The sequence below is a fragment of the Lutimonas halocynthiae genome (genome assembly GCF_030409835.1).
Taxonomy (GTDB): Bacteria; Bacteroidota; Bacteroidia; order Flavobacteriales; family Flavobacteriaceae; genus Lutimonas; species Lutimonas halocynthiae.
In genome coordinates, this window is record NZ_JAUFQO010000005.1 from 103,453 (window position 1) to 127,305 (window position 23,853).

22 protein-coding genes are annotated in these 23,853 nt (G+C 36.0%); 21 read left to right on the top strand and 1 reads right to left on the bottom strand.

Features of this window, described 5'->3' with window-relative positions:
- The first annotated feature begins 24 nt into the window (after positions 1 to 24).
- The 13 genes from QWY87_RS11110 to QWY87_RS11170 all read left to right on the top strand — a co-directional run bounded on the left by QWY87_RS11110 (position 25) and on the right by QWY87_RS11170 (position 14,551).
- The gene (locus QWY87_RS11110) at positions 25 to 1,971 is read left to right on the top strand and encodes a glycoside hydrolase family 3 protein (RefSeq protein WP_290291159.1); all 1,947 of its coding nucleotides are present in this window, start codon (positions 25 to 27) and stop codon (positions 1,969 to 1,971) included.
- A gap of 120 nt (positions 1,972 to 2,091) precedes the next feature.
- A complete protein-coding gene (locus tag QWY87_RS11115) occupies positions 2,092 to 3,057 on the top strand; it encodes an NAD(P)-dependent alcohol dehydrogenase (RefSeq protein WP_290291160.1) in 966 nt (321 codons plus the stop codon).
- A 117-nt stretch (positions 3,058 to 3,174) separates the two neighbouring features.
- Positions 3,175 to 4,356 (top strand): serine hydrolase domain-containing protein, encoded by a 1,182-nt coding sequence (locus QWY87_RS11120; protein ID WP_290291162.1) that lies wholly within the window; start codon positions 3,175 to 3,177, stop codon positions 4,354 to 4,356.
- 58 nt (positions 4,357 to 4,414) lie between these two features.
- On the top strand, positions 4,415 to 5,899 hold the full coding sequence (locus QWY87_RS11125) for a serine hydrolase (RefSeq protein ID WP_290291163.1): 1,485 nt from the start codon (positions 4,415 to 4,417) through the stop codon (positions 5,897 to 5,899).
- A gap of 47 nt (positions 5,900 to 5,946) precedes the next feature.
- Complete coding sequence (locus QWY87_RS11130) at positions 5,947 to 6,774, top strand: alpha/beta hydrolase (protein WP_290291164.1); 828 nt, start codon at positions 5,947 to 5,949, stop codon at positions 6,772 to 6,774.
- A 227-nt stretch (positions 6,775 to 7,001) separates the two neighbouring features.
- A complete protein-coding gene (locus QWY87_RS11135) occupies positions 7,002 to 7,826 on the top strand; it encodes a cupin domain-containing protein (RefSeq protein WP_290291166.1) in 825 nt (274 codons plus the stop codon).
- Positions 7,827 to 7,905: 79 nt separating this feature from the next.
- On the top strand, positions 7,906 to 9,723 hold the full coding sequence (locus QWY87_RS11140) for a long-chain-acyl-CoA synthetase (RefSeq protein ID WP_290291167.1): 1,818 nt from the start codon (positions 7,906 to 7,908) through the stop codon (positions 9,721 to 9,723).
- A 269-nt stretch (positions 9,724 to 9,992) separates the two neighbouring features.
- Positions 9,993 to 11,114: a serine hydrolase domain-containing protein gene (locus tag QWY87_RS11145; protein WP_290291168.1), complete on the top strand. Its 1,122-nt coding sequence runs from the start codon at positions 9,993 to 9,995 to the stop codon at positions 11,112 to 11,114.
- A gap of 25 nt (positions 11,115 to 11,139) precedes the next feature.
- On the top strand, positions 11,140 to 11,562 hold the full coding sequence (locus QWY87_RS11150; protein WP_290291170.1) for a GNAT family N-acetyltransferase: 423 nt from the start codon (positions 11,140 to 11,142) through the stop codon (positions 11,560 to 11,562).
- A 57-nt stretch (positions 11,563 to 11,619) separates the two neighbouring features.
- Entirely contained in the window at positions 11,620 to 12,156 is a 537-nt protein-coding gene (locus QWY87_RS11155; protein WP_290291172.1) for a GNAT family N-acetyltransferase, read from the top strand.
- Between the two features lie 76 nt (positions 12,157 to 12,232).
- Positions 12,233 to 12,931 (top strand): DUF547 domain-containing protein, encoded by a 699-nt coding sequence (locus QWY87_RS11160; RefSeq protein WP_290291174.1) that lies wholly within the window; start codon positions 12,233 to 12,235, stop codon positions 12,929 to 12,931.
- A 214-nt stretch (positions 12,932 to 13,145) separates the two neighbouring features.
- On the top strand, positions 13,146 to 13,718 hold the full coding sequence (locus QWY87_RS11165; RefSeq protein ID WP_290291176.1) for a hypothetical protein: 573 nt from the start codon (positions 13,146 to 13,148) through the stop codon (positions 13,716 to 13,718).
- 104 nt (positions 13,719 to 13,822) lie between these two features.
- Positions 13,823 to 14,551 (top strand): FadR/GntR family transcriptional regulator, encoded by a 729-nt coding sequence (locus tag QWY87_RS11170; RefSeq protein ID WP_290291177.1) that lies wholly within the window; start codon positions 13,823 to 13,825, stop codon positions 14,549 to 14,551.
- Between the two features lie 83 nt (positions 14,552 to 14,634).
- Here the strand turns inward: QWY87_RS11170 and QWY87_RS11175 are convergent, their stop codons facing one another.
- Positions 14,635 to 15,342 carry a ribonuclease activity regulator RraA gene (locus tag QWY87_RS11175; RefSeq protein ID WP_290291178.1) on the bottom strand — a complete coding sequence of 236 codons (708 nt, stop codon included), beginning with the start codon at positions 15,340 to 15,342 and terminating at the stop codon, positions 14,635 to 14,637.
- A gap of 450 nt (positions 15,343 to 15,792) precedes the next feature.
- On the opposite strand from QWY87_RS11175, the gene QWY87_RS11180 reads away from it, so the two are divergent.
- From QWY87_RS11180 to QWY87_RS11215, 8 genes are all read left to right on the top strand, one after another.
- A complete protein-coding gene (locus QWY87_RS11180; RefSeq protein WP_290291180.1) occupies positions 15,793 to 18,051 on the top strand; it encodes a heparinase II/III family protein in 2,259 nt (752 codons plus the stop codon).
- Between the two features lie 118 nt (positions 18,052 to 18,169).
- On the top strand, positions 18,170 to 18,529 hold the full coding sequence (locus tag QWY87_RS11185; RefSeq protein WP_290291181.1) for a nuclear transport factor 2 family protein: 360 nt from the start codon (positions 18,170 to 18,172) through the stop codon (positions 18,527 to 18,529).
- A 130-nt stretch (positions 18,530 to 18,659) separates the two neighbouring features.
- The gene (locus QWY87_RS11190) at positions 18,660 to 18,866 is read left to right on the top strand and encodes a GDCCVxC domain-containing (seleno)protein (protein ID WP_290291182.1); all 207 of its coding nucleotides are present in this window, start codon (positions 18,660 to 18,662) and stop codon (positions 18,864 to 18,866) included.
- An 84-nt stretch (positions 18,867 to 18,950) separates the two neighbouring features.
- Positions 18,951 to 19,970 (top strand): 3-dehydro-L-gulonate 2-dehydrogenase, encoded by a 1,020-nt coding sequence (gene yiaK / locus QWY87_RS11195; protein ID WP_290291183.1) that lies wholly within the window; start codon positions 18,951 to 18,953, stop codon positions 19,968 to 19,970.
- A gap of 100 nt (positions 19,971 to 20,070) precedes the next feature.
- Positions 20,071 to 20,259: a hypothetical protein gene (locus QWY87_RS11200; RefSeq protein WP_290291184.1), complete on the top strand. Its 189-nt coding sequence runs from the start codon at positions 20,071 to 20,073 to the stop codon at positions 20,257 to 20,259.
- 287 nt (positions 20,260 to 20,546) lie between these two features.
- Positions 20,547 to 21,119 carry a Crp/Fnr family transcriptional regulator gene (locus QWY87_RS11205; protein ID WP_290291185.1) on the top strand — a complete coding sequence of 191 codons (573 nt, stop codon included), beginning with the start codon at positions 20,547 to 20,549 and terminating at the stop codon, positions 21,117 to 21,119.
- Between the two features lie 60 nt (positions 21,120 to 21,179).
- On the top strand, positions 21,180 to 21,908 hold the full coding sequence (locus tag QWY87_RS11210; protein ID WP_290291186.1) for an acyl-CoA desaturase: 729 nt from the start codon (positions 21,180 to 21,182) through the stop codon (positions 21,906 to 21,908).
- A 307-nt stretch (positions 21,909 to 22,215) separates the two neighbouring features.
- The gene (locus tag QWY87_RS11215; RefSeq protein WP_290291188.1) at positions 22,216 to 23,853 is read left to right on the top strand and encodes an arylsulfatase; all 1,638 of its coding nucleotides are present in this window, start codon (positions 22,216 to 22,218) and stop codon (positions 23,851 to 23,853) included.

Below are 23,853 nucleotides of genomic sequence, written 5' to 3' on the forward strand. Positions count from 1 at the left end.
TAATTAAAGGAAAAAAGAGGAACAATGAACAAAGCGATATTAGTGTTTTTAGGGCTTATTCTTTTAGCAAGTTGCAAGCCAGCTAAAAAGGAAGTAAAAGAAAATCAATTATTAGAAATGGTGACTGACAAATCTCAAGTCATTCTTGAAAAAGAAGGTGTACGTTTTAGAGATTTAAATAAAAATGAAAAATTGGATGTCTACGAAGATGCCAATCAGGCAATTGAGGCAAGAGTAGAAGACTTATTGAGTCAAATGACACTGGAAGAAAAAGCCGGAATGATGTTCATTAATGGTGCGCCCATTAGTGAGGATGGTTTGCCGGATGGCAAGCAGGGGCTTAAGGGCTCTTCATCTAGAATGAAATCGGTGGTATTCAATATGGATACGCTTAAAATGAACCATTTTAATATTTGGAGTATTCCTGCTGATTTAAATATTTTTGCGAAATGGTATAACGCTACGCAACAAGTTGCAGAAAAAACCAGACTCGGTATTCCTGTCACGATTGCTTCTGACCCTCGTCATCATTTTAGTAATAGTATTTTTTCACTTGAGGCTAAGGGTTTTTCCCAATTTTGTGAGACCCTTGGACTTGCTGCAATTGGTGATGCAGCACTTGTAAAGGAGTTTGCAAATATTGTAAGGGAAGAATATTTAGCGGTGGGGATCAGAGAATCTCTTCATCCACAGATAGATTTGGCAACTGAACCAAGATGGGCTAGAATAAATGGCGCATTTGGAGAAGATGCACAACTGACTGCAAGAATGGTTACAGCATATATTGAAGGCATGCAAGGTGAAACGTTGAACGAAAATAGTATTGCTTGCATGACAAAGCATTTTCCGGGAGGTGGCCCTCAGAAAGAAGGTCTAGATCCTCATTTTTCTTTTCAAAAAGGACAAATATATCCTGGAGACAATTTTGATTATCATTTAATTCCTTTTGAGGCAGCTTTTGAGGCGAATACTGCTGCTATAATGCCATACTATGGTATTCCAACTGACCAAACTGATGAGAATGTTGCCATGGCCTATAATAAAGCAATTATAACAACGCTGCTAAGAGAGAAGTATAAATACGATGGTGTAGTTTGTACTGACTGGGGTTTGATTTCTGACCTGCCTATGGGGCCTGATGTGGTATGGAAGGCCAGAGCCTGGGGGGTAGAGGATTTAAATGCTGCAGAAAGAGCTTTAAAAATAATAGATGCGGGCTGTGATCAATTTGGTGGAGAGAATCGACCGGAGTTAGTAGTTCAATTGGTTAAAGAAGGTAAATTATCAGAAGAAAGAATTGATGAATCAATTACACGTTTACTCCGACAAAAATTTCAGTTGGGTTTATTCGACAATCCATTTGTGGATGAGGGTAAGGTAGCTGCTGTAATTAATAAAAAGTCATCAAAAGAATTAGGAGAAAGAACGCAGAAGGAGTCGATGACCTTGCTTAAAAATAAAGGAGAAACTTTACCAATTTCAAAAAACATGCTCAAGGTCTATATTGAAAACATAGACAGTATAACAGTTGCCGGCTATGCCATGGTAGTCAAAACGCCTCAGGAGGCAGATCTAGCTATTATCAGATTAAATACACCTTGGTACCCGGTTGATACTAAGGTTCCTATGGCTAAAGGGTTTCATCATGGTGATTTAGATTTTAAGGGGGAAGAAAAGGCAAGAATTTTAAAACTATTAAAAACTGTTCCTACAGTTGTAAATCTATATTTAGACAGGCCAGCGGTGATTCCTGAAATTTCAGAGGCAGCACAGGCTGTAATTGCCGATTATGGAGCTAGTGATCAATCGGTTTGTGAAGTACTTTTTGGTAACGCATCACCGAAGGGGAAATTACCTTTTGAATTGCCTTCATCTATGGAAGCTGTTTATAAACAAAAAACAGATGTTCCTTATGATAGTGAAAATCCATTGTTTGAATTTGGCTTTGGGCTCACATACCAAAATAAGTAAAAAATGATAGTTAAAGTGAATGGGTAATAATGCACTCTAAATTGTGGGCTTATGAACATACTTGCCAATACCTTTAATTAGAATGGAGTGAACTCGAATCAATCACCGATGAAATCAAAAATGAAAGCTGTCCTTTTTTATAAATATGGCCCCCCGGAGGTACTTCAATTTAAAGAAGTCGAAAAACCGGTTCCAAAAGCCAAGGAAATCTTGCTTAAAATCAAAGCCGCTGCTGTTACGATGGGAGACTGTGAAATGCGAAGACCTGAGATTACCAGTTTGACCTGGTTTTTGGCGCGACTATATTTTGGCCTTAGAAAACCCAGAATAAAAACACTTGGCAGTTATTTTGCCGGAGAAATCGAATCAGTCGGTTCTGAAGTAAAATCATTCAATGTGGGGGATGTGCTTTTTGGGATTAGCCCAACTTTTGGCGCGCATGCCGAATTTGTATGTCTTTCAGACGCCTATGCCTTGACAAAGTTACCTTCAAATATGAGCTTTGAGGAAGCTGCTCCGGTTGGCTTAGGCTTGGACTCATTGCATTTTTTGAAAAAGGCAAAGATTAAAAAGGGTGAACACGTGCTGATCAATGGAGCTGGTGGAGGTATAGGAACTTATGCTGTGCAGCTAGCAAAACACTTTGGAGCAAAAGTAACCGCAGTAGACAGCAAAAACAAACTCGAAATGTTGCGCTCAATAGGAGCAGATATGGTTATCGACTATAAGGAAGGTGATTTTACCAAGAAGGGAATGACATACGATATTGTATTTGACGTTGTTGGCTCTCTTTCACATAAACGAAGCTTGCGATTACTAAATAACAAGGGGAGGTATATCTCTGCTATTCCATTAATAACAAGACTATTACCAAACCTTTGGGTCTCCTTGACGAGTAATAAGAAAATGATGACAGGATTAACAAACCCGCATATTGAGGACTTAGATTTTCTCAAAAACTTGATAGAAGATCGGCAGCTTAAAACAATTCTCGACAGTACATTTGATCTGCAGGATGTTGCAGATGCCCACCGATATCTTGAACAGGGGCTTAAACAAGGAAACGTTGTTATAAGTCTAAAATAAAATTTGTTGCTAGGACCCCTAAGCGCTTAAACTCAAATAGAAAGTTTCAATGTAAAATATGCTTGTAACAAAAAGGAAATTGTGACGTCTGATTTCAATTATCTATAAATGCAATTAATGAAAAAAAGAAGTGTATTCTTTGTTATTATTCTAATTCTAACGGGTGGTGTGACTTGGGTTATTGAACCGCTGTCATTCAATCCGTTCAGCCAAGCCATAATTCCTGAAGCTAAAAGCAAAATTGATTTTAATTGTGAAATCGCTTCGCTTGCCATAGAGGATGAATTGGAAAGTAAGGCCAATGAAATTGTCAATGAGCATATGGCGTCTAATAACTTTTTGGGAGTTACTAGTGGTCTTCATATAGATAATTGTGTGACTTATGTAAGTGGAGCAGGATTTACTAATAAAGCTGATCAAAAAAGAACAGATAGCAATATGCTGGGAAGGATAGCCTCTGTTTCCAAACCAATGACAGCCATTGCAATTATGCAGCTCTACGAAAAAGGTATACTTGATTTAGATAAACCAATTCAAACTTATTTGAAAGAATTTCCAAAAAAAGTCAAAGGCGACATCACCATAAGGCAGCTGCTTAAACACACTTCTGGAATTCCTCATTACGCATCAAAGTGGGATGCGCTTTCATTCACTCATTATCCAACTTTAGTCAAGGCGCTGGATGCCTTTAAGGATAAAGAGCTTGACTTTAAACCCGGTACGCAATACATGTACTCTTCTTACGGATATACTGTCTTAGGCGCAATCATTGAAAATGTATCTCAAATGAGTTTTGGGGAGTATATGAGAAAGAACATTTGGGATAAAGCAGGCATGCCTGATACAAGTCTGGAAGAAGACAAGCAAAAATATAAGAACAAATCACTTCTCTATCTTAAAGTCAGTTCTATGTTTATAAAGAGCCCAAATACTGATTTAAGCGTCATATATTCAGCTGGAGGTGTACAATCCACAGTCAAAGATTTGCTCAAATTCGGAGAGGCTGTTCTCAATAACAAGCTCATTGAAAGTAGTACTTTGGAAATGATGATCAATTCAACAGATGAACTCGCCCCGGCAATAGGAGATGATCCTTATGGTTTTGGATGGGCGGTTTATGATGACCCAGCATATGGAAAAATTATTCAGCATGGGGGTTCTCAGCCTGGAGCCAGCTCTTTTTTCTCTATTTTTTTAGACCAAAAAATTGTCTCTGTTGTTTTGTCAAATAGTTTTGGAACCCGGCAGGATGCCTTTACTCTTTCCAGAGAATTGGCAAACTTAGGTTTGGAAAAATAAGTAGCTACAAGTCTTAAGTTAAACTTCAGCTATAATTAATAATCACAGCCAAAAAATTATGAAAATCACCTTTTTAAGCTTACTCTTTTTTACTCAATTTGTTTTGGGTACCCTCTCATTAAATGCACAAATATTAGAAAGCAATAAGGATCTTAGAGCTAAAATTGACTCTTATTTAGAGGCAAGCGTGTTGAATGGATTTTCGGGATCTGTTCTGGTATCACAAAAAGGGAATATTATTTTATCTAAAGGGTATGGTTGGGCAGACAGAAAAAATAAGATACCCAGTACAGCCTCGACTGTTTATAATATTGGTTCGGTAACAAAACAATTTACGGCATCAGCAATTCTAAAACTTGTTGAACAAGGAAAGATTAAAACATCAGATAAAATCAGCATATTTTATAAGCAAGCACCCACAGACAAGAAAGATATAACGGTTCATCAATTATTAACGCATAGCTCAGGAATTTCTCCCAGAACCGGTGGCTTTAGATACGATGAGGCTGATAAAGAACAGTTCTTAAAGGAATTCTTTGCATCAGTATTACAATCTAAACCTGGTACAAAACACGAATATGCCAATGCCAATTATATTATGCTTACAGCCATTTTGGAATCCGTTTCAAAACAAAGCTATGCTGCTTTTCTACATGAAAATCTATTTGAACCTGCAGGGATGGATTATTCGGGATATAAAAGTGTATCGTTTAGCACTGAAAAACTTGCCCATGGCTACTATTACCATATAGGAGATGAGCAATGGTTAGATTGGGGAACAACCCAAGAACATCTTCCGTATTCTAATAAGCACTGGTACAGTATAGGTAAAGGTGACATTCATTCATCTGTTGAAGATCTTTACAAATGGCATGTTGCCTTAAAAAATAATAATGTTTTATCCGCAGAAACTAAGGAAACTCAAGAGACTGCCTATGTCGCTGAAAATGAAAATATGACATCACACTATGCCTATGGTTGGGCCATCTCTAATAGTGAACGAGGCACTAAAATTGTAACACACAATGGAAGTAATGGAATTTATTTCGCAGATTTTATTCGATTTATAGATGATGAGGTGGTTATTATTTACCTAACCAACGCATTTTTAGGAAACGAATCTGAATCAGTAGCATGGGAAATAAGTAAAATGGTATTTGATCCTAATTATAGTGCAACACCCCTTTCTGAAAATATTTATGAATTGATTCATGGTTTTACAAATACACATGAGTCAAATGATGCCGATAAATTACCTGCTTTTCTTAAACAAGAACTTAAAGCTGAATTTAATGACCATTCCATTCTGAACCAGATAGGGTACCGTAAATTAAAGAAAGAAGCAGCACCTGGTTGGGGATTGGAATTGTTTAAGTTGAATGTTCAATACTTCCCTGAAGATGGAAACTTATGGGATTCGCTTGGTGAGGCTTATTTGAAATATGGACAAAAAGATGAAGCGATAAAAAGCTATTCAAAAGCAGTAGATTTGGGTAGTGAATCTTCAGAACCAGTATTGAAAAAAATATTGGAAGAAAAATAAGTATTGAAACTGTTGCTATCGAACCTTAATTAAATACAAACCAAATAATGAAAAACTTAATAATTACTTTCTTTACGGTCTTCCTTTTTGGCTTACAAACTTCATTTGCTCAGCAGGATAGCGCTATCATATTAGGAACTGAGTTTACAATAAATTCTAACATCCTTAATGAAGCAAGGACTTGTTTTATAAGCCTTCCTGATTCGTATAATGAATCATCTGATGTGGAGAATACATATCCAATTATAATATTATTGGATGGGATGACTCATTTTAAAACAGCATCTGGCGTAGTACATTTTATGAGTGCGGGTAGGGTTCGAAATTATATGATGCCGGAAACAATTATTATAGCCATCGAAAATGTTGACCGCGAACGAGATTTTACGGTGACAAAAATAAAGACCAAACGTGTCAATACGATGGGTGGAGGAAGAAATTTCTTGAATTTTATTGAAAAGGAACTCATACCATATGTTGACAAAAATTATAGAACAGATCCTTTTAGAACGCTTGTTGGACATTCTTTAGGTGGTCTGCTTGCTTTGAATGCATACATCGATGAAAATAGTCTGTTTGATGCTTATATTGCTATCGACCCTAGTTTATGGTGGGATGATGAAATGAGGCAGCAGAAAGTTGATGCGATCACTCCAGTATCATTGAATAAAAAACTTTATATCGCTACAGCAAACCAGGGAGAGGCCAGTAATGGACGAAATAAAAAAAGACATGACGCTTTTTATGCCTTAGTAAAAGAGAAATCGGAAGGGCAAGTAAATGTCGAAATAGAATATTTTGAAAATGAAGACCATCGCTCTGTTCCTATGATAGCTTTGTATAAAGGCTTACAATACCTTAATCAGGAGGATTAGGTTTTGAGTGCGGTTTGTTAGATTGCGAACAATGAATGTGTCTTGAGGCGAGGAGGTGCATGTAAATCTTTGTTCTCGCTTTTTATTTGAAAACTATGTGTGAATAGATACTCAATTATAATAAAAACAACGATTCTGATTAAGGAGGTATAAACCAAAACCCTTGTCGCCAAAAAACAAATTTATAGCCTTATATTTATCAGTGTTTAAAACTGAATCTGATTAAAATGAAAAAGTATTTAACAACTGTTTTGTTTCTGTTATCACTTCTAGCACCTATGTATGGCCAGGAAATTCCAAATGAAAACCTTCAGATGCAACTTCCTGAAAACAAACAGGAATATTCAAAATCAATTTTGGGGAATGAAATTAACGGTATTCATTTGATGCATATGGCCGTTACAGGTGACATGTCTAGGCTTGATGCATCCAAAGAGGGGTACAAAACCATATACTTGTTTATAAGTGGTGCAGGCAATGTTACGGCAGCGAATACAAATTATGAGATCGTTCCAGAAACGATCTTTTTACCAAATACAATAAAAAGTATTTCGATTAATGCAGCTAAAAATGACACCCTGCATTACCTCAAAATATCCAGTAAATTAACAGCGCAAGACCTTTTGGATTTAAAAGAATTTCCAGTTGATCATACTGAAAATATATATTATGCAAAATTCACTGATTGCGAATCTTATACAGAGCCAATTAAAAGCCCGAATACAGTAAGTCGAACCATACTTCCTAATAAATACATTCCAAGAATTGCGATGGGGACGGTTCAAACAAAAGGACCTGATAAAGTTGGCGCCCATGAACATCCTATGTTGGAACAATTGTTTTTAGGTCTGTCAAAAAACAATTGTGTGGTTTATGCAGATGAGGCCCAAATTGATTTTCCCCAATATTCGGTACTTCATATTCCATTAGGCTCAAGTCACTCTGTTTCTGTTGAAAAAGATGAGGTGATGTATTATGTTTGGATGGATTTCTTTTTGGATAAAAAGGGTGAAGAATGGTTAAAAACGCATAAGGTAAATGATGATAATTAGTCATCATAAAATAAAATATTGCTATACGCTGCTTAAAGACACAAATGGTTTTCATTAAAGACCTGGAAGAAATATAGAGATGGATAAAACGCCTCAGTATAATAATATAAGCTTCTTTGATTTGCTTGCTAAAGCAAGTAAGCTAGTTCCTCAGCTTCCAAGGATATTAAAGAATATCAAGAAAACCAAGGTAATCAAAGACGATACTCATGCATCTATTGGGAAAATAATTGAGGCCAATGCATTAAATCACGGAAGTATCTCTGCGCTTAAGTTTGAAGACCAAAGCTATACGTATGATGAATTTAATCAAATTGTTAACAGGTATGCGAATTACCTTCTTGGAGAAGGTGTAAAAAATGGTGAAACTGTGATCTCTTTTATAGAAAACAGACCTGAACTTTTATTTTTAATAACTGCCTGCGCAAAAATAGGTGCCATTATTTCACTGATCAATCCGAACCAGCGGGGCAAGGTCTTGATTCATTCCATGGAGCTTACCAAATCAAAATATTTCATGATAGGAGAAGAATTACTTCCATATTTTGAAGATATTAAAGGTTCAATTTCAGATGCTACAGGTCAAAAGCACTACTGGATTAGTGATCAAAAAACGACGGATTGCCCAAAACATTATGTGGCACTAAAAACGAAATTGGAGAAAGTCGTATCGGAGAACCCAACTACTACTCAGCAAATTATGGCAGGTCAGCCTTATGCATATGTTTTTACTTCTGGTACTACGGGATTACCTAAAGCATCAAGACAAACCCATAGAAAATGGTTGTTGACTTATTATTGGTTTGGCAAAGTAAATATGAACCTTGGCCTTAATGATGTGATGTATGTTCCACTTCCTTTTTACCATACCAATGCGCTTATTGTTGGTTGGCCAACGGCCCTTGCAGGGCCATGTACAATGGTCATGAGAAGGAAATTTTCTGTAACTGAATTTTGGACGGATGTTCAAAAGTACAAGGTTACGGGTTTCATTTATATCGGTGAATTGTGTCGTTATTTATTGAATGCCCCAACATCAGATTTGGATAGAAGCCATAGCATTAAAAAAATAATGGGTAATGGGTTAAGACCAGATATCTGGCATCAATTCAAAGATCGTTTTCAAATCAAGAACATCTATGAATTTTATGGTGCCGCAGATGGAAATGTAGGTTTTGCCAATATCCTCAATTTTGATTGTACCATCGGATTTTCTCCTCAAAATTTTAGAATAGTAAAATATGATGTTGAAAACGATTCACCTATAAAGGATACGAATGGCTTTCTCATTCCTGTGGGTAAAGGTGAGACAGGCTTATTGATTTCTGAAATAAGTGAGGAATCTGTTTTTGATGGATATGTCAATACAGAAAGGAATGAAGATAAAATTCTTCGCAATGTATTTAAGTCAGGTGATCATTGGTTCAATAGTGGTGACCTGCTACAAAACATTGGTTATAAGCACGCTAGGTTTGTCGACAGAATTGGCGATACCTTTCGATGGAAAGGAGAGAATGTTGCTACCGCAGAAGTAGAAGGTGTTGTTGGTGATTTAAAATGTGTGGAGATTTGTGCAGTGTACGGGGTGCAAATTCCAAACAATGACGGGCGCGCAGGCATGGTTACTATTGTGAAGCATAGTGAAGAAATTTTTGACATTGATATTGTTGCGGAACACCTTCATAAAGCGCTACCAAAATTTGCAATGCCAATTTTTATCAGGTTAAGGGATAGAATCAATGTAACACATACGCATAAAATTAAAAAAATCGATTTAAAAAAAGAAGGTTTCAATTGCGATGGCAAAATATATGTGATGCTTCCAAAAAGTATGACATATGTTGAAATGGATAAGAACCTCCTGAATGATATTAACAAAGGAGTCTATATATTCTGAAGAAATAGGCCTGAATCCAAATTATTTGGCTTGATGTTTATGCAACAAATGAAATAGGGTATAGCCTGTATAAAAAAATGGGTTTCCAAGTTAGTAGGATTATTAAAGGTTTCTTTAGAGAAGGAGATGCCTACATAGACAAGATTCAAATGTACCAGCACATACGATAAAGACGACGCTATTTGCCTTCTTTGCCAGACATCTGAATCAAACTGTAACAAGAAATTAGTTGTAGCGTCTATTCTAGCATAAAATAAAATCAAGAATAAATGAAGAATTATATCAAGCAGTTGACCATAGCATTATGTTGTTTCTTTTTTATAACAGGATGCGAAGGGCAGACAGAGAAAAATGATGAAGAACTCATTTTCGAAAGATCAGATGCTTATGTTAAACAGATGATGGACAGTCTTGAAATTATAGGGCTTCATTATGCTGTGCTGATCAATGGAAAGGTGATGCACAAAAAGGCAATGGGCTTTGCTAATTTTGAACACCAGGTTCCAATGACTGAAGACAATTTGTTTGCTGTGGCATCTATGTCTAAATTATTTAGCTCAACTGCTTTACACAAATTATTAAAAGACACAAATCGAAGTGTGGATGAAACGGTGGGCGAATTTCTTCCTGATAGAAAAGACTTGCCAGAGTCTTGGAGAATGTTGACTTTAAAAGAATTGTTAAGCCATAGTTCAGGTATACCTGATCAGATCGATTACGATATATATTTAGCGCCCGAAAGTGCAGAATTTGTTATTGAGGCATTAAAAGACAAACCATTTAGTTCTGCACCAGGCGAAACAACCAAATACAACGCTACTGGTTTTATGCTTGTTTGTTTGGTTATTGAAGAGCTGGCAGAGCAAGACTTTGAAACACATATGCAGAAAGAATATTTTGATCGATATGGATTAAGTAAAGCCAACTATGGTGGATTCAAAAAAGTGGTACCCAAAAGAGTAAAAAGCTATAGAATGGTGGGTGATAATCTTGAAATGTTTCCGCTAAATTACGGCCCACCAATGTATGCAGCTGCAGGATTGAATATCAATATGGATGAATTAATCGTATGGACTCAAGCTGTTTTAGAAGGAAAAATTGTAAGCAAAGAAGGATTGTCAAATATTTGGAACCCAGTGCTGTTAAACAATGGGAAACCTGGTTATTTTGGATTGGGTTGGGAAACCTACGATTTGGAAAATGGGATTTGGATGACGGGGCATGGTGGAGCTGGGATATCAGCTATAAGGCATTATTGGGAAGAGGATTCTCAAGAAACAGTTACAATTGTTTTATTGACAAATGGAGCGAGGAATTGGGTGAAGTCACCAGATGAAGTGAATATGGGAATCGCTGATTATTTTATGCCAGGAATAGTAGAAGCAAATTAGAAAAATGAGATAAGAAAGAAACATCATGATGATAAGAAAACATAATGAAAATGATCTTGAACAAATAATGAAGGTATGGTATACATCTTCAACTTTAGCGCATCCATTTTTGAATCTAGAATTCGTAGAAAAAGTAAAATCGGATATGAGAAATATGTACATTCCAAATTCTGAGACTTGGGTTTATGAAATTGATTCGACTGTGGTAGGGTTTATTAGCATGATGGATAACGAAATAGCTGGTTTGTTTGTTTTGCCAGAATACCATTCAAGAGGTATTGGATCAAAATTGGTGAATTTTGTGACTGAGTTTAACGATAAACTGGAGGTTGAGGTGTTTAAATTGAATAAAATCGGAAGGTCATTTTATAATAAATATGGATTCATTCAAGTCAAAGAATTCGTTCATAAAGATAGTGGGGAAGTGGTTTTACGATTAAAGAAATAGATTAAAATTTGTAGAAGCGCCTAAAAGAGGGACACGTAAAATTAACTAGTTTAAAAAATGAAAATTTTTGCAGAGACAGAAAGATTTATCTTAAGAGAAATACTTCCAACTGATATCGACGGAATGTTTGAACTGGATGCTGACCCGGATGTTCACAGGTATTTAGGAAATCAAACGTTAAGCACAAAGGAACAGGTAGTTGATGTGATTAAGTTTATCAGACAACAATATGTGGATAATGGTATTGGACGTTGGGCTATAATTGATAAAAACTCCAATGAGTTTGTTGGTTGGACCGGGCTTAAATTAGTCACAGATGAAATCAATAAACATAGCAACTATTATGATCTAGGCTATAGACTGGTTAAAAGAAAATGGGGGCAGGGAATTGCGACTGAAACAGCTATTGCATCATTGGAATATGCTTTTGAGACCCTTAAGGCAAAAGAAGTTTGTGCCATGGCAGACTGTGAAAACGATGCTTCAAACAGAATTTTAAAGAAAGTAGGACTTCAGTTTGTTGAAGTTTTTGAACTAGACGGTGATAAGCTGAATTGGTATAAGATTGACAGATCAACATTTCTTAATCAATAGCTGTTAGAATAAACTTATTTCAGGTAAAATTTAATCCTTATATTTAAAATTAAACAAGAGTAAAGCTTCGCAATTTATGGATCAAAATTTTCTTAATAAACTTTCAGAGGAGCTGCTCCTTAAAGTGAAAATGGAGGAGCATACGGCAGCAATTCGCTTGGAATTAGAAAGTTTGAATCCAAATACACTACTTATAAACTTGTCAAATGATCATAAGAAAATAGCATTCTGGATTAATGTATATAATGCGTATTATCAGATTATTAGAAAAGAAGAAAACCTAAGTAAGTCAGCAGTTTACAGCAAGAAATTATTTTCAATTACAGGTGAATTATTGAGTCTTGATGATGTTGAACATGGTATTTTAAGGAGATATAGGTATAAATATTCTCTGGGCTATTTTGCAAATTTATGGGCCTCAAAATTCGTTAAGAGGCACGCAGTAGAAAAACTTGATTACCGCATACATTTTGCTTTAAATTGTGGAGCAGAAAGCTGTCCTCCAATAGCATTTTATAACGTGAAAGACATTGATGAGCAGTTAAACAAGGCGACGAAAGGATTTTTGGATGTTGAAAGTGAGTTTAATGATCAGAAGAAAATAGTTTATACAACAGCTTTATTCAAATGGTTTTACGCTGACTTTGGCGGAAAAAAAGGCATAAAAAAAATCTATAAAGAGCAACTGAATAAAGATATTTCCGATTATAAAATCAAGTATAAAAAATACTCTTGGGAGGATGATCTGAATAATTTTGTACCAGATGCTCCATGAATTCAAAAAATGAAACATTTACAAAACAATCTTTGAACTTTTATATAAATTAATTATTTATATAATTGATAGTCAGCAGATAAGCTATTGTATTTGAAGGCTCTAATTAAATGCTCTTTTTCTACTATCAATTTAATATTTAGTTTTAGTTTTATATCTGGTTATGCAATGAAAAATAGACATTGACTTAACTTTTTTATGAAAAAAGAATAAAGTGAAAAAGAAACTATTATTGAGTATCATGATAATGACATTTACCCTTGCCAATGGGCAAGAGGTAAGTGTTGAAAAATCTGTATTTGGAATTCAAACAGGGCTTATTGGTATTTGGGCACATAATGAATTTAGAATGTCAGACAAGTTTGCATTTAGAACCGAAATAGGCCTGGATGCTGGCATCACTGAAGGGACGTATTATAACAACTCAGAATTTTTCCTAAGCCCTTTAATAGCTGTTGAACCACGCTGGTACTACAATCTTAACAAAAGGGAATCTAAGGGGAAAAGAATAGACGGTAATAGTGGGAACTTTCTTTCCTTACGAATTAATTATCATCCAAATTGGTTTGTAATTTCTAACCCAGATCTTAATATAGTGGGTGATATATCAATAATTCCATCCTGGGGTTTAAGAAGGAACCTGGGGCAGCACTTTAATTTTGAAACAGGTGCTGGTATTGGCTATGTATATTACTTCGCTAAAAATGCCGGCTTTGCTGAAAATGAAGGAGAAGTAGGCATAAACATACTTTTTAAAATTGGTTATAAATTTAAGCCGAAACAGTAGTTCAAGCAACTGTCAGTAAAGTTTAGTGGCCTTATTCATATTTTCTATATTTGTAGTTCAATAGAAAAATAAATCACAATTTTCAGAATGGATATCTTTAAAGTATGAGCGCCCTAAATCTAAAGCCAAAAAAGGCAGACAAACTAGCAAACCAATTATATGAGCAGATATTAGATTGGATCATATCCGGTATGTTGTCTGAGGGTGAAAAACTTCCTTCTGAAAACGAGCTTTGTAAGTCCTTTCAGGTTTCTAGACCCATTGTTCGTGAGGCCATGTTAAAGCTTCAGACTGATGCGTTGGTAGAGACAAAGAAGGGAATAGGAACCTTTGTACTACATAGTCCTTCTAAAGGGCTAAGCAAGTTTGCATCTGCCGATGATATTGCAGTAATTCTTCAGAGTCACGAGGTGCGTATGGCATTAGAAGGAGAGGCGGCAGCGCTTGCAGCTACGAGGCGATCACCTGGGCAACTTCAATTTATTAAAGATGCTTTAGATACAATGCGTAGCGATTTTGAAGCCTCTAATTTGTCCATAAAGGCGGATTATGATTTCCATTTGGGTGTGGCTCAAGCCACTAATAATGACATTTTTGTACAATTGCTTGGAGATCTTCATGTAGGGTTGAAAAAGACGATGGCCGTAGCACAAAGTCTTTCACGTGTAAGTGTTAAAAGTAATATCTCACCAGACAGAAACAAACTAGTACTGGATGAGCACCAAAGAATTGTAGATGCCATTGAATTGCAAGATGAAGAATCAGCCAGATTGGCAATGCGCTACCATATTTCGAAAATAAAGCAACGTATTACCAATATTCAAAAGAAATAGCGGTAGTGACATTACTGATGTTGCATAAAAAAAAGGGCCCCTTTCAATAGGAGCCCTTTGAATTTTATTAAAAATAGCTGGTTTTATTTCTTATCTGATTTCCAGGTTTCAAATTCTTCCTTTATCGCTTCATCAGTAAGTGGATACAAGCCAATTACAGGAGCTCCTTCAAGAACTTTGTTTGTCACAAATTCTTCGTAAAGTTCCATTCCTGAGGCTTCGTCAGCTACTTGGTCAGCTAAATGTGCCGGAATCACCATAACGCCATCATCATCACCCAAAATCACATCACCAGGATATACGGCAACATCACCACAGCCAATAGGAATATTGATTTCCATGGCCTGGTTCAATGTTAGATTTGTAGGAGCTGATGGAGCACTATGAAATGAAGCGAAGTCTAAATCGGCAATGATCCCGGAATCTCTGAAACCGCCATCAGTGACTACACCTGCTGCACCTCGTTTCATTAGACGCGTAATTAAAATAGAGCCCGCTGATGCCGCTCTGGCACTTTTTCGACTGTCCATAACCATAACAGCTCCTTCAGGGCAGGTTTCTACTGCAACACGTTGTGGATGTTTCGGATCTCTGAACACTGTTATTGGATTTAAATCTTCTCTTGCCGGAATATAGCGCAGTGTAAATGCCTCACCAACCATTGTGGGCTTTCCTGTTTTTACGGGCTTTACATTTTGAATAAATTGATTCTTAAGCCCCAGTTTGAATAACAGGGTTGCAATTGTTGGCGTGCTTGTTCTTTTTAACTTTTCTCTGGTTGAGTCTAACATATTGGTAATGATTATTTTATTATTAAAAAGGAGTACACACATCTTGTTATTATAAGTTACAAGCTTAGCGTGTAAATACTTTTTATTTAATGATATTAGACAGAAAAGATACTTTTAAACTAAATTAAGCTGTCTTTTGCATCATTTTTTTGGCAAATATAAATAATTATTTTAATACTTGTAAATATTTATTACAAGTCCTTTGTTTATCTGTACTTAATTCATTTATTTTGTAGATATAATAATTATTCTGTATTCAGACTGACAGATTATTGGCGTGAAAAGCCAACAGAAGAACAAACTGCCTTATAAGAATCAGAATAAGAAAAATGTATAGCAATACAAACCGATACAAATTGTGTCAAGATGCTATAGGATTATGCGATGTTACACATTGAGATTGTTAACCGAGAAGTTACTCAAGACTCATTAAAATAAATTAAAAATAAGATGAAATTATTAACTGTTTTTCTTACCGTTCTTTTGTCGACAATCTCAATGTCTGCGCAAGACATTCCTACCCATAGTGTCATTCCTGTTGAAGAGCTGACTCAGTTCCTTAAAGAAGATGTTAAAAAGCAACTTACCGCTAATGGAGAAATTACAGAAGCTTCTTTGGCAGCTTATTTTAGAGAGAAATTTTCAGAACGATTTTTTTACGACTGGAGAACGGTTGATGCACGATTTGAACAGTATGAGAAAATCTATGGAAATAAGTTAAACCATTATACAAGAGCTGAGGATCATATGCAAAAGTATGCCGATTCAACACAATGGGTTTTACCTTTTAACTACTTAAACGGAGACCCTGTAAATGCCTATGGACTGCGTCATTTGGCCAGACAGCACAAGATGATTGACATCTCTTTTCTTTATTTCTATGAACAAAAGAACGCCAAGTATATTGAGTATTTCGTCAACCAAAGGAATTCGTTGAATGCGGCATTAGAATTGGGTACCTATGAAAAGATAAAAGATGGAAATGGCACCTATGAAAATTTCCGATCAAGTTACCGTGCACTAAACTGGCTTGAAATCCACAACAGGTTTTTAGGCGAAAAAAACTATTCAGATAGAGATCAGTTAAAGACAATTGCCACACTATTGCAACAAGGGGCTCATTTATATTCAATTAATGGAAGCTTTACGCCTGGTAATCATCAAACCAGAGGGGTATCTGGCCTTGCCATGTTATCCATTCTTTTACGTGATTTTGTTGGCACAGACCAATGGTATACAAGAGCCATGGACAGATTGGGAGAACATCTTTCACAAGAGGTTAATGATGACGGTTTTCAATCTGAACGATCAGTACATTATCATATGAGTGATATTGGTAATTATTACTACGTTTATCAGTTGGCTAAAATTAGCGGGATTAAAGTGCCACAAGTGTGGGAAGATAAACTCCAAACACTGTTTACGACTTTAGTGAAAATTGCCTACCCAGATAAATCAGCGCCGGTGTTGCAGGACGATACTGACAATCCATGGGCTGAAAAGAACGATATTTCAGGAGCAGTTACATTGGGTTATTTATTGTTTGAAGATCCGGAATTTGGATATTTTGCTGACAAGGGCGTACAAAGAAAAATGTATTGGTTTTTGAATAAAAAGCAACTCGACTTACTAGAAAACATACAATCGAAAAAACCAAGCTACGGTTCGTTAGTATTCCCTGAAACCAATTATTATATCATGAGGGAAGGCTGGGATAAAAATGATAAGATGATGATTATTAGTGCCGGGCTAGATGACGAAAAACCATCGCACCAGCATGGGGATATGCTTGGCATTCAGGCTATAGCTAATGGACAAAATATATTACCAAATTATCAGGTCCGTTATTCATTGCCTGATTTTGATTTGTTTAAGAATTCAATGGTTAAAAATGTAGCCCTTGTTGACGATGAACTTATCGGGAAAAAATGGACTCCTAATGCCGGAAGAACTGGTTACGGCCAATATGCAGATCTGCCAGAGCCAACAACGATAACCTGGAAAAGCAATGAGGAATTTGATCTGTTTGTTGGCAGTCATGATGGCTTTGAAAATGTTGGTGTGACCTATACAAGACAAGTCATTTACATAAAAGATGATTTCTGGCTTGTAAAAGATAACTTCAAGTCTGATGCGCAGCACACTTACAAACAAGTATGGCAAGGGCATTATACAACCGAAGAAGGCCCCAAACTTTTACGGGCTGTTTTTAATGATGCCAGTGGCTGCGATATTCTGCAACTAGGCGCTGTCAATAAAGTGGAAAGCTCGGGTTCGAGAGGAAAACAATGGACGGTAGTATCACAAGATGGTCAAAAAAACCATCAGTTTACCACTATAATATTTCCGTATAAGGGCTATGATAAAAGAGTGGATGAAGCGGGTGAAACAGTCATCTTAAAAGGCTGGAAAGTAAATAATCCTTTTTGCGATGTTGAAGGAAATGATATTCAATCACTTTCCACAGATCAAGAGACCTTATTGTTCAATGTCAATAAAATAACAATTGATGGAATTGAAATCGCATTTTCAAAAGAAGCTGATGTTTTTGTTAAAAACGAGAAGGGCAAGGTTACTATTCATTCCATAGGAGATGCTGCGTTCTCTGTTGAAATTTCTGGAAGTAAATCCAATCTGCTAAATGCGAAAGATGTTGGAGAAAAAACGGAACTAAATCCAGGGGAATTCATTGAAGTGTTGAAGAAATAGGTAATTAGAAACAGAGATTATTCTATTGGTTCGTTTTGTTTTGGTATTTTAGTATTGGCAAGGTAAATAGTCATCAAATCTATTTTTACTTTTGATAAAGAATCCAATTTAAAAATAAATGAGTAGAAAAGAGCTAATAGAAAAATGGGTTAAACTATTCAACGAGGGTAATGCCAACGAAATTGCAGAGCTATATCATTTCGACGCCATAAATCACCAAGTAGCTAACGACACGATTGAAGGAAAAAAAGCAATTGGAGAAATGTTTGCCGCTGAATTTAGCGCTGCGAATATGACTTGCATAACTGAAAATATATTTGAAGATGGCGAATGGGCAATATTAGAATGGAAAGACCCCTTGGGATTAAGAGGTTGCGGGTTTTTTAAAATAATTGATGGAAAAATTAAATTTCAACGTGGTTATTGGGATAAATTATCATTTTTGAGAATGCATAAGCTTCCGATTCCAAAGGAATAGAACTTCAGACATATTTCGGCAGCATAGTCAGGTCTAAAGATGATGTGATTGATTTATCGCTTTGTGAAATTCTCGTATATTTATGTGTTATCAGTATAATCATGATTCGATACAAAGTAATTCAATAACAATGAAGACAATCTTAAAATCGACAATAAGTTGCCCGAGTTGCGGGTATCAAAAGGAGGAGACGATGCCAACTGACTCTTGCGAGTACTTTTATGAATGCAGCAAATGTCATAAAATATTAAAACCAAAAGAAGGTGACTGTTGTGTGTATTGCTCCTTTGGTAATGTGCCATGTCCGCCGATACAGTTAGACAAAAAATGTTGTTAAAATGAATCGTATTTCTTGCTATGTACAGTCACATTAATCAGGAAGACATAAAACTATACAGGAACGTTTAAAGTTATTATAAAAATGACAGAAAAAACCATAGGAATTGCGCCTAAACAAATGCAGGATGTCCTCCAAAAACTGTTTCTGAAATATCACTTTACAGAAGAAAAGGCCAAATTATTGGCTGATGTCTTTACCGAAAGCACCTTGGTAGGTGTTAATTCTCATGGTATAAATCGTCTCCCTCTTTTTATTGATTATATTGAGAAAGGCATCATAAAAATTGATAATGAGGCAGAAAAATTAGAAAATTTTGGGAGTATTGAACGATGGGATGGTAAGCTCGGTCCGGGTATTATTAATGCAATAAAGTGTACAAATAGGGCTGTAGAGTTGGCAAAATCACACGGAATGGGTATGGTGGCTTTGCGCAATACCAATCATTGGATGAGAGGTGGGACTTATGGAAGGCAGGCAGCAGATGCGGGTTGCATTTCAATACTTTTTACAAATACCCAACCGAATATGCCGCCATGGGGTGGAAAAGAAAGCCGCATTGGCAATAACCCACTTGTTATTTCTATACCTAGAGAAGAGGGGCATGTTGTTTTAGATATGTCTATTTCACAATTTGCCTTTGGAAAAATAAACGACTATAAACTAAGAGGAAAAAAGCTTCCTTTTCACGGGGGTTGGGATGACGATAATGAGCTGTCTAATGACCCAGAAAAAATTCTATCAAATGAGCGTGGATTACCCATTGGTTATTGGAAAGGATCAGCCCTTTCAATAGTGTTGGATATGCTGGCTACTTTATTATCAGCAGGGGACTCTACTTCAAAAATAGGGGAAAAAGACTTTGAAACGGGGGTCTCTCAGGTATATCTCTGTATTTACCCAGCGGCTTTTAAAGATAAAAATTTGCAAGAAAAACTCATCAAAGAAATTATTGACTATACACATGATGTTGAACCGATGAATCCCGGAGGTAAAACCTATTATCCCGGAGAGCAAAGTTCACTCATAAGAGCCAGGAATTTGAAGGAGGGTATGCCTGTTAATAGAGGGGTGTGGCAAAAGGTTATGACGCTGTCCTCATAAAATTATTGATCTTTAATACTAAATATGGTGTCATAGTGGCGTATTGAAATGATGCGCCTGTTGAACGAAACTTTGATTTTCACTGAATAAAATTTATAACATGAATAAAATAAGAATAGCACAAATAATAATGCTGGCTGGGGCTATTTTACTGATTATGAACCTAAGTCAATTAGACGTCAAGAATTTGCGATTTGAAACAGGACCTGTTCTAGGTATTATATCAAATATTCTATTAATTATAGCGATGTATGTAACGATAAAAGAGATCAGGAAATCAAACAAATAGTTGCAGATAGCAGCTGCTCTTAGTAATATTTTGCTATAATAAAAGAAAAAGAAAAAGAAAAAGAAAAAGAAAAAGAGAATGATATACATCACTTCAGTGAGAATATTAAAAACGACGAACTGTATTTTGACCATAAATTGAAAGCTGGAAAATTAAAGACTAGAAATGCAATTAAAATTCTGGAATTATATAAATACCCTGATATAATTATCAAAGACGCAAGAGCTACCGAACAAAGTAATTTTGTCAATTAAAATTACCTATTTTTGTGGCTTCAAAAATCTGAAATGCATAAACTTAGAAAATACATAGAAACTATAGCAGCCGTTAATGAAAAGGACTGGCTTCTTTTTTCATCACGTCTAGAAAAAAGAGTGTTTTCGAAGAAAAGTGTTTTGGTGAAAAAAGGTCAAATCGAGAATTATATCTCTTTTATTGAAAGGGGAGAGGTACGCTTGTATATTCCGAAAGAAGATGAAGAAAAGGAGATCACTTTTGGCTTTAGCTTTCAAGATGAATTTATAAGCGCCTATGATTCATTTTTAAGACAAACCCCATCAACATATCAGGTAGAAACCTTGGTTGACACAACACTTTGGAGTATTTCTTATGCTGATCTGCAGGAGGTCTATGAAACTACTAAAATCGGCAATACTATGGGGCGTTATGTAGCAGAAAAATTATTTTTGATTAAATCTAAAAGAGAGCAAGCGCTATTAAATGAAACGTCAGAACAACGTTATCTGAACCTTTTTAGAGACCGCCCAAATGTGATCAAGCAAATTCCATTAAAATATATTGCATCTTATATTGGCGTAACGCCACAAGCATTAAGCAGAATCAGAAAGCGAATTTCTTAACTTAGGTTCATTGTACTTGATGCAAGTCCTTCCTAAATTTGCAGTGTTATATACAGGCAAATGGAAATTATAGTTTTATTTTTAGTTTTATGGTATGGAGGTTTGTTTTTTCAAACATTCTTTCTTCATAGATATGCTGCACATCAATCATTCACTATGTCGAAGGCAGCTGAAAGAACAACCTTTGTTTTAACATGGTTATTTCAAGGTTCAAACTATTTAAGCGCCTATGGATACGGGGTAATGCATAGAATGCACCATGCCTATGCAGATACTGATAAAGACCCTCACTCGCCGAAGTATGATGAGAATGTTTTTGCAATGATGTGGAGAACAAAGTCTATTTATCAAAGCATCAATAGGGGAAAAATTGAGGTCGATAAGAAATTCACAAAGAATGTTCCGCAATGGTATCGTTTTGATCAAATGGCCAGCTCTAAAATTTCGAGAATTATTTGGACAGCATTATATGTCGCATTCTTTATCAAATTCGCATCATTTTGGTGGTTATGGTTATTTTTACCAGTTATCATATTAATGGCACCTATCCATGGTGTAATTATAAATTGGTATGCCCATATTTATGGCTATACGAACTTCAAAGTAAGTGATACCTCTAAAAATTTATTACCGATTGATTTTCTAATGATGGGAGAGGCTTATCATAACAACCATCACAAGCATGGGAGCAGGGCAAATTTTGGTGGTGTGCGATGGCATGAAATTGATCCGACATATTTCTTAATGAGGGCGCTAAATAAGGTTAAAATTATAAAGATAAAAGGATAGTATTATTACTTAAATCCTTACCGTAAAATTAAATATTAAGCATAAAAAACCTTTCGTAAATTGAGTTTTGCTACAATAATTCATTCAATCTTATCGAGCCTTATTTGCATTGCCGATTCAGTTAGCACAAGAAAACACTTCCTTATAAATGTTAGTAGTAAATATGCGGCCTTATCCTCAAAGGAACGCAATATATTCATCCAATATTCACTTATATTATTATCTTCGTCATGCGGTATTAGTTGATCTTGATTAGACACAAGTAATCATGCTAAAGCCCTTGGCGGTAATATTTGAATATGTCCTTATGAAAAAAATATATTATAGTTATTATTTGATAATTCTTCTGATTACAATTTCTTGTAATTCAAAAGGAAAAGAGACCGAAATAGTAAATTCAAAACCTAATATTCTCTTGCTGGTTGCCGATGATATGGGGCTAAGCGATATAGGGCCTTTCGGTTCTGAAATTCAGACACCAGCTTTAAACAGACTTGCCGAGCAAGGAATTTTATTGAGCAATTTTCATGTTTTACCAACTTGCTCGCCTTCAAGATCAGTATTGTTATCAGGTACTGATAATCATATTGCAGGCTTGGGTGCTATGGGAGAAATGATGACGGCCGAACAAAAGAAGAATCCAGGTTATGAAGGTGTTTTAAATAAGACGGTTGCTGCTTTGCCAGAAATACTGTTTGAAGCTGGTTACCATACCTATATGGTTGGTAAATGGCATCTTGGAGAGGAGGATGGTTTTAAACCATCTGACAGGGGCTTTGAGCAAACATTTGTATTGCTTAATGGCGGAGGAAGCCACTGGCCAGATCAACTTCCTGTTAGTCCAACTGAACCTATGACCTATGCGCGAAATGGTGAAGAAATTGAAACACTTCCCGAAGATTTTTACTCTACTAAAAACTATACAGATAACTTGTTAGAATGGTTAGAAGCAGACAAGGTTGATGGTAAACCATTTTTCGCATATGTGGCCTATACCGCACCGCATGATCCATTGCATGCTCCGAAGGATTATATAGACAAATACAAAGGAGCATATGACGCCGGTTTTGATGTATTAAGAACTGAGCGATACAACAAATTAAAGGAGTTAGGAATCATTTCTGAGGATACCAATCAATTTCCGTGGAATGGTGTGAAATGGGAAGAATTATCTGAAGAAGAGCAGCAAATTACAGCTAGAGAAATGGAAGTGTATGCTGCCATGATTGACTACATGGATGCACAAATTTCAAGAATATTCACATGGTTAGAGGAATCTGGAAAGATGGACAATACCATGGTTGTATTTATTAGTGACAATGGCGCAAACGGGCACCATTTCACGGCTTATCCAGGTCAAACACAGGAGTTTATGGATTCATTCAACAATAGCTTAGAAAACATGGGTCTTCCAAATTCTCTTGGTGATATGGGCCCTAATTGGGCTTCAGCCAGTATGTCACCATTTCGTCTATTTAAAGGGTTTACAACAGAAGGGGGTATCAGAGCACCTTGTGTTATTAAACTTCCAAAATCGAAAAAATCAAATGAATCGATGATTCACTCTTTTGGTCATATTTCAGATTTAATGCCTACTTTTTTAGCCTTGGCAGAAGTCATTCACCCAAGTGAAGAAAGCAAAAGCACGCCACCCATGATGGGGAAATCGCTTGTGCCATTATTGACTGGCGATGTAGAAAATATTCACGTCAACGAAGGCGTAGGCTATGAATTGCATGGTAACAGGGCTTATTTTAAAGATGAATGGAAAATTGTTAGTCTTGTCAGTCCTTTTGGTACAGGAGACTGGCAGTTGTATAACCTAAGTCAAGATCCTTCAGAAATTAATGATCTCTCCGTTGCGTTTCCAGACAAGAAAGAAGAGCTAATTGCTGGTTGGAATGTATACAAAGAGTATGTCGGTATGGTATATCCATTGAATTAG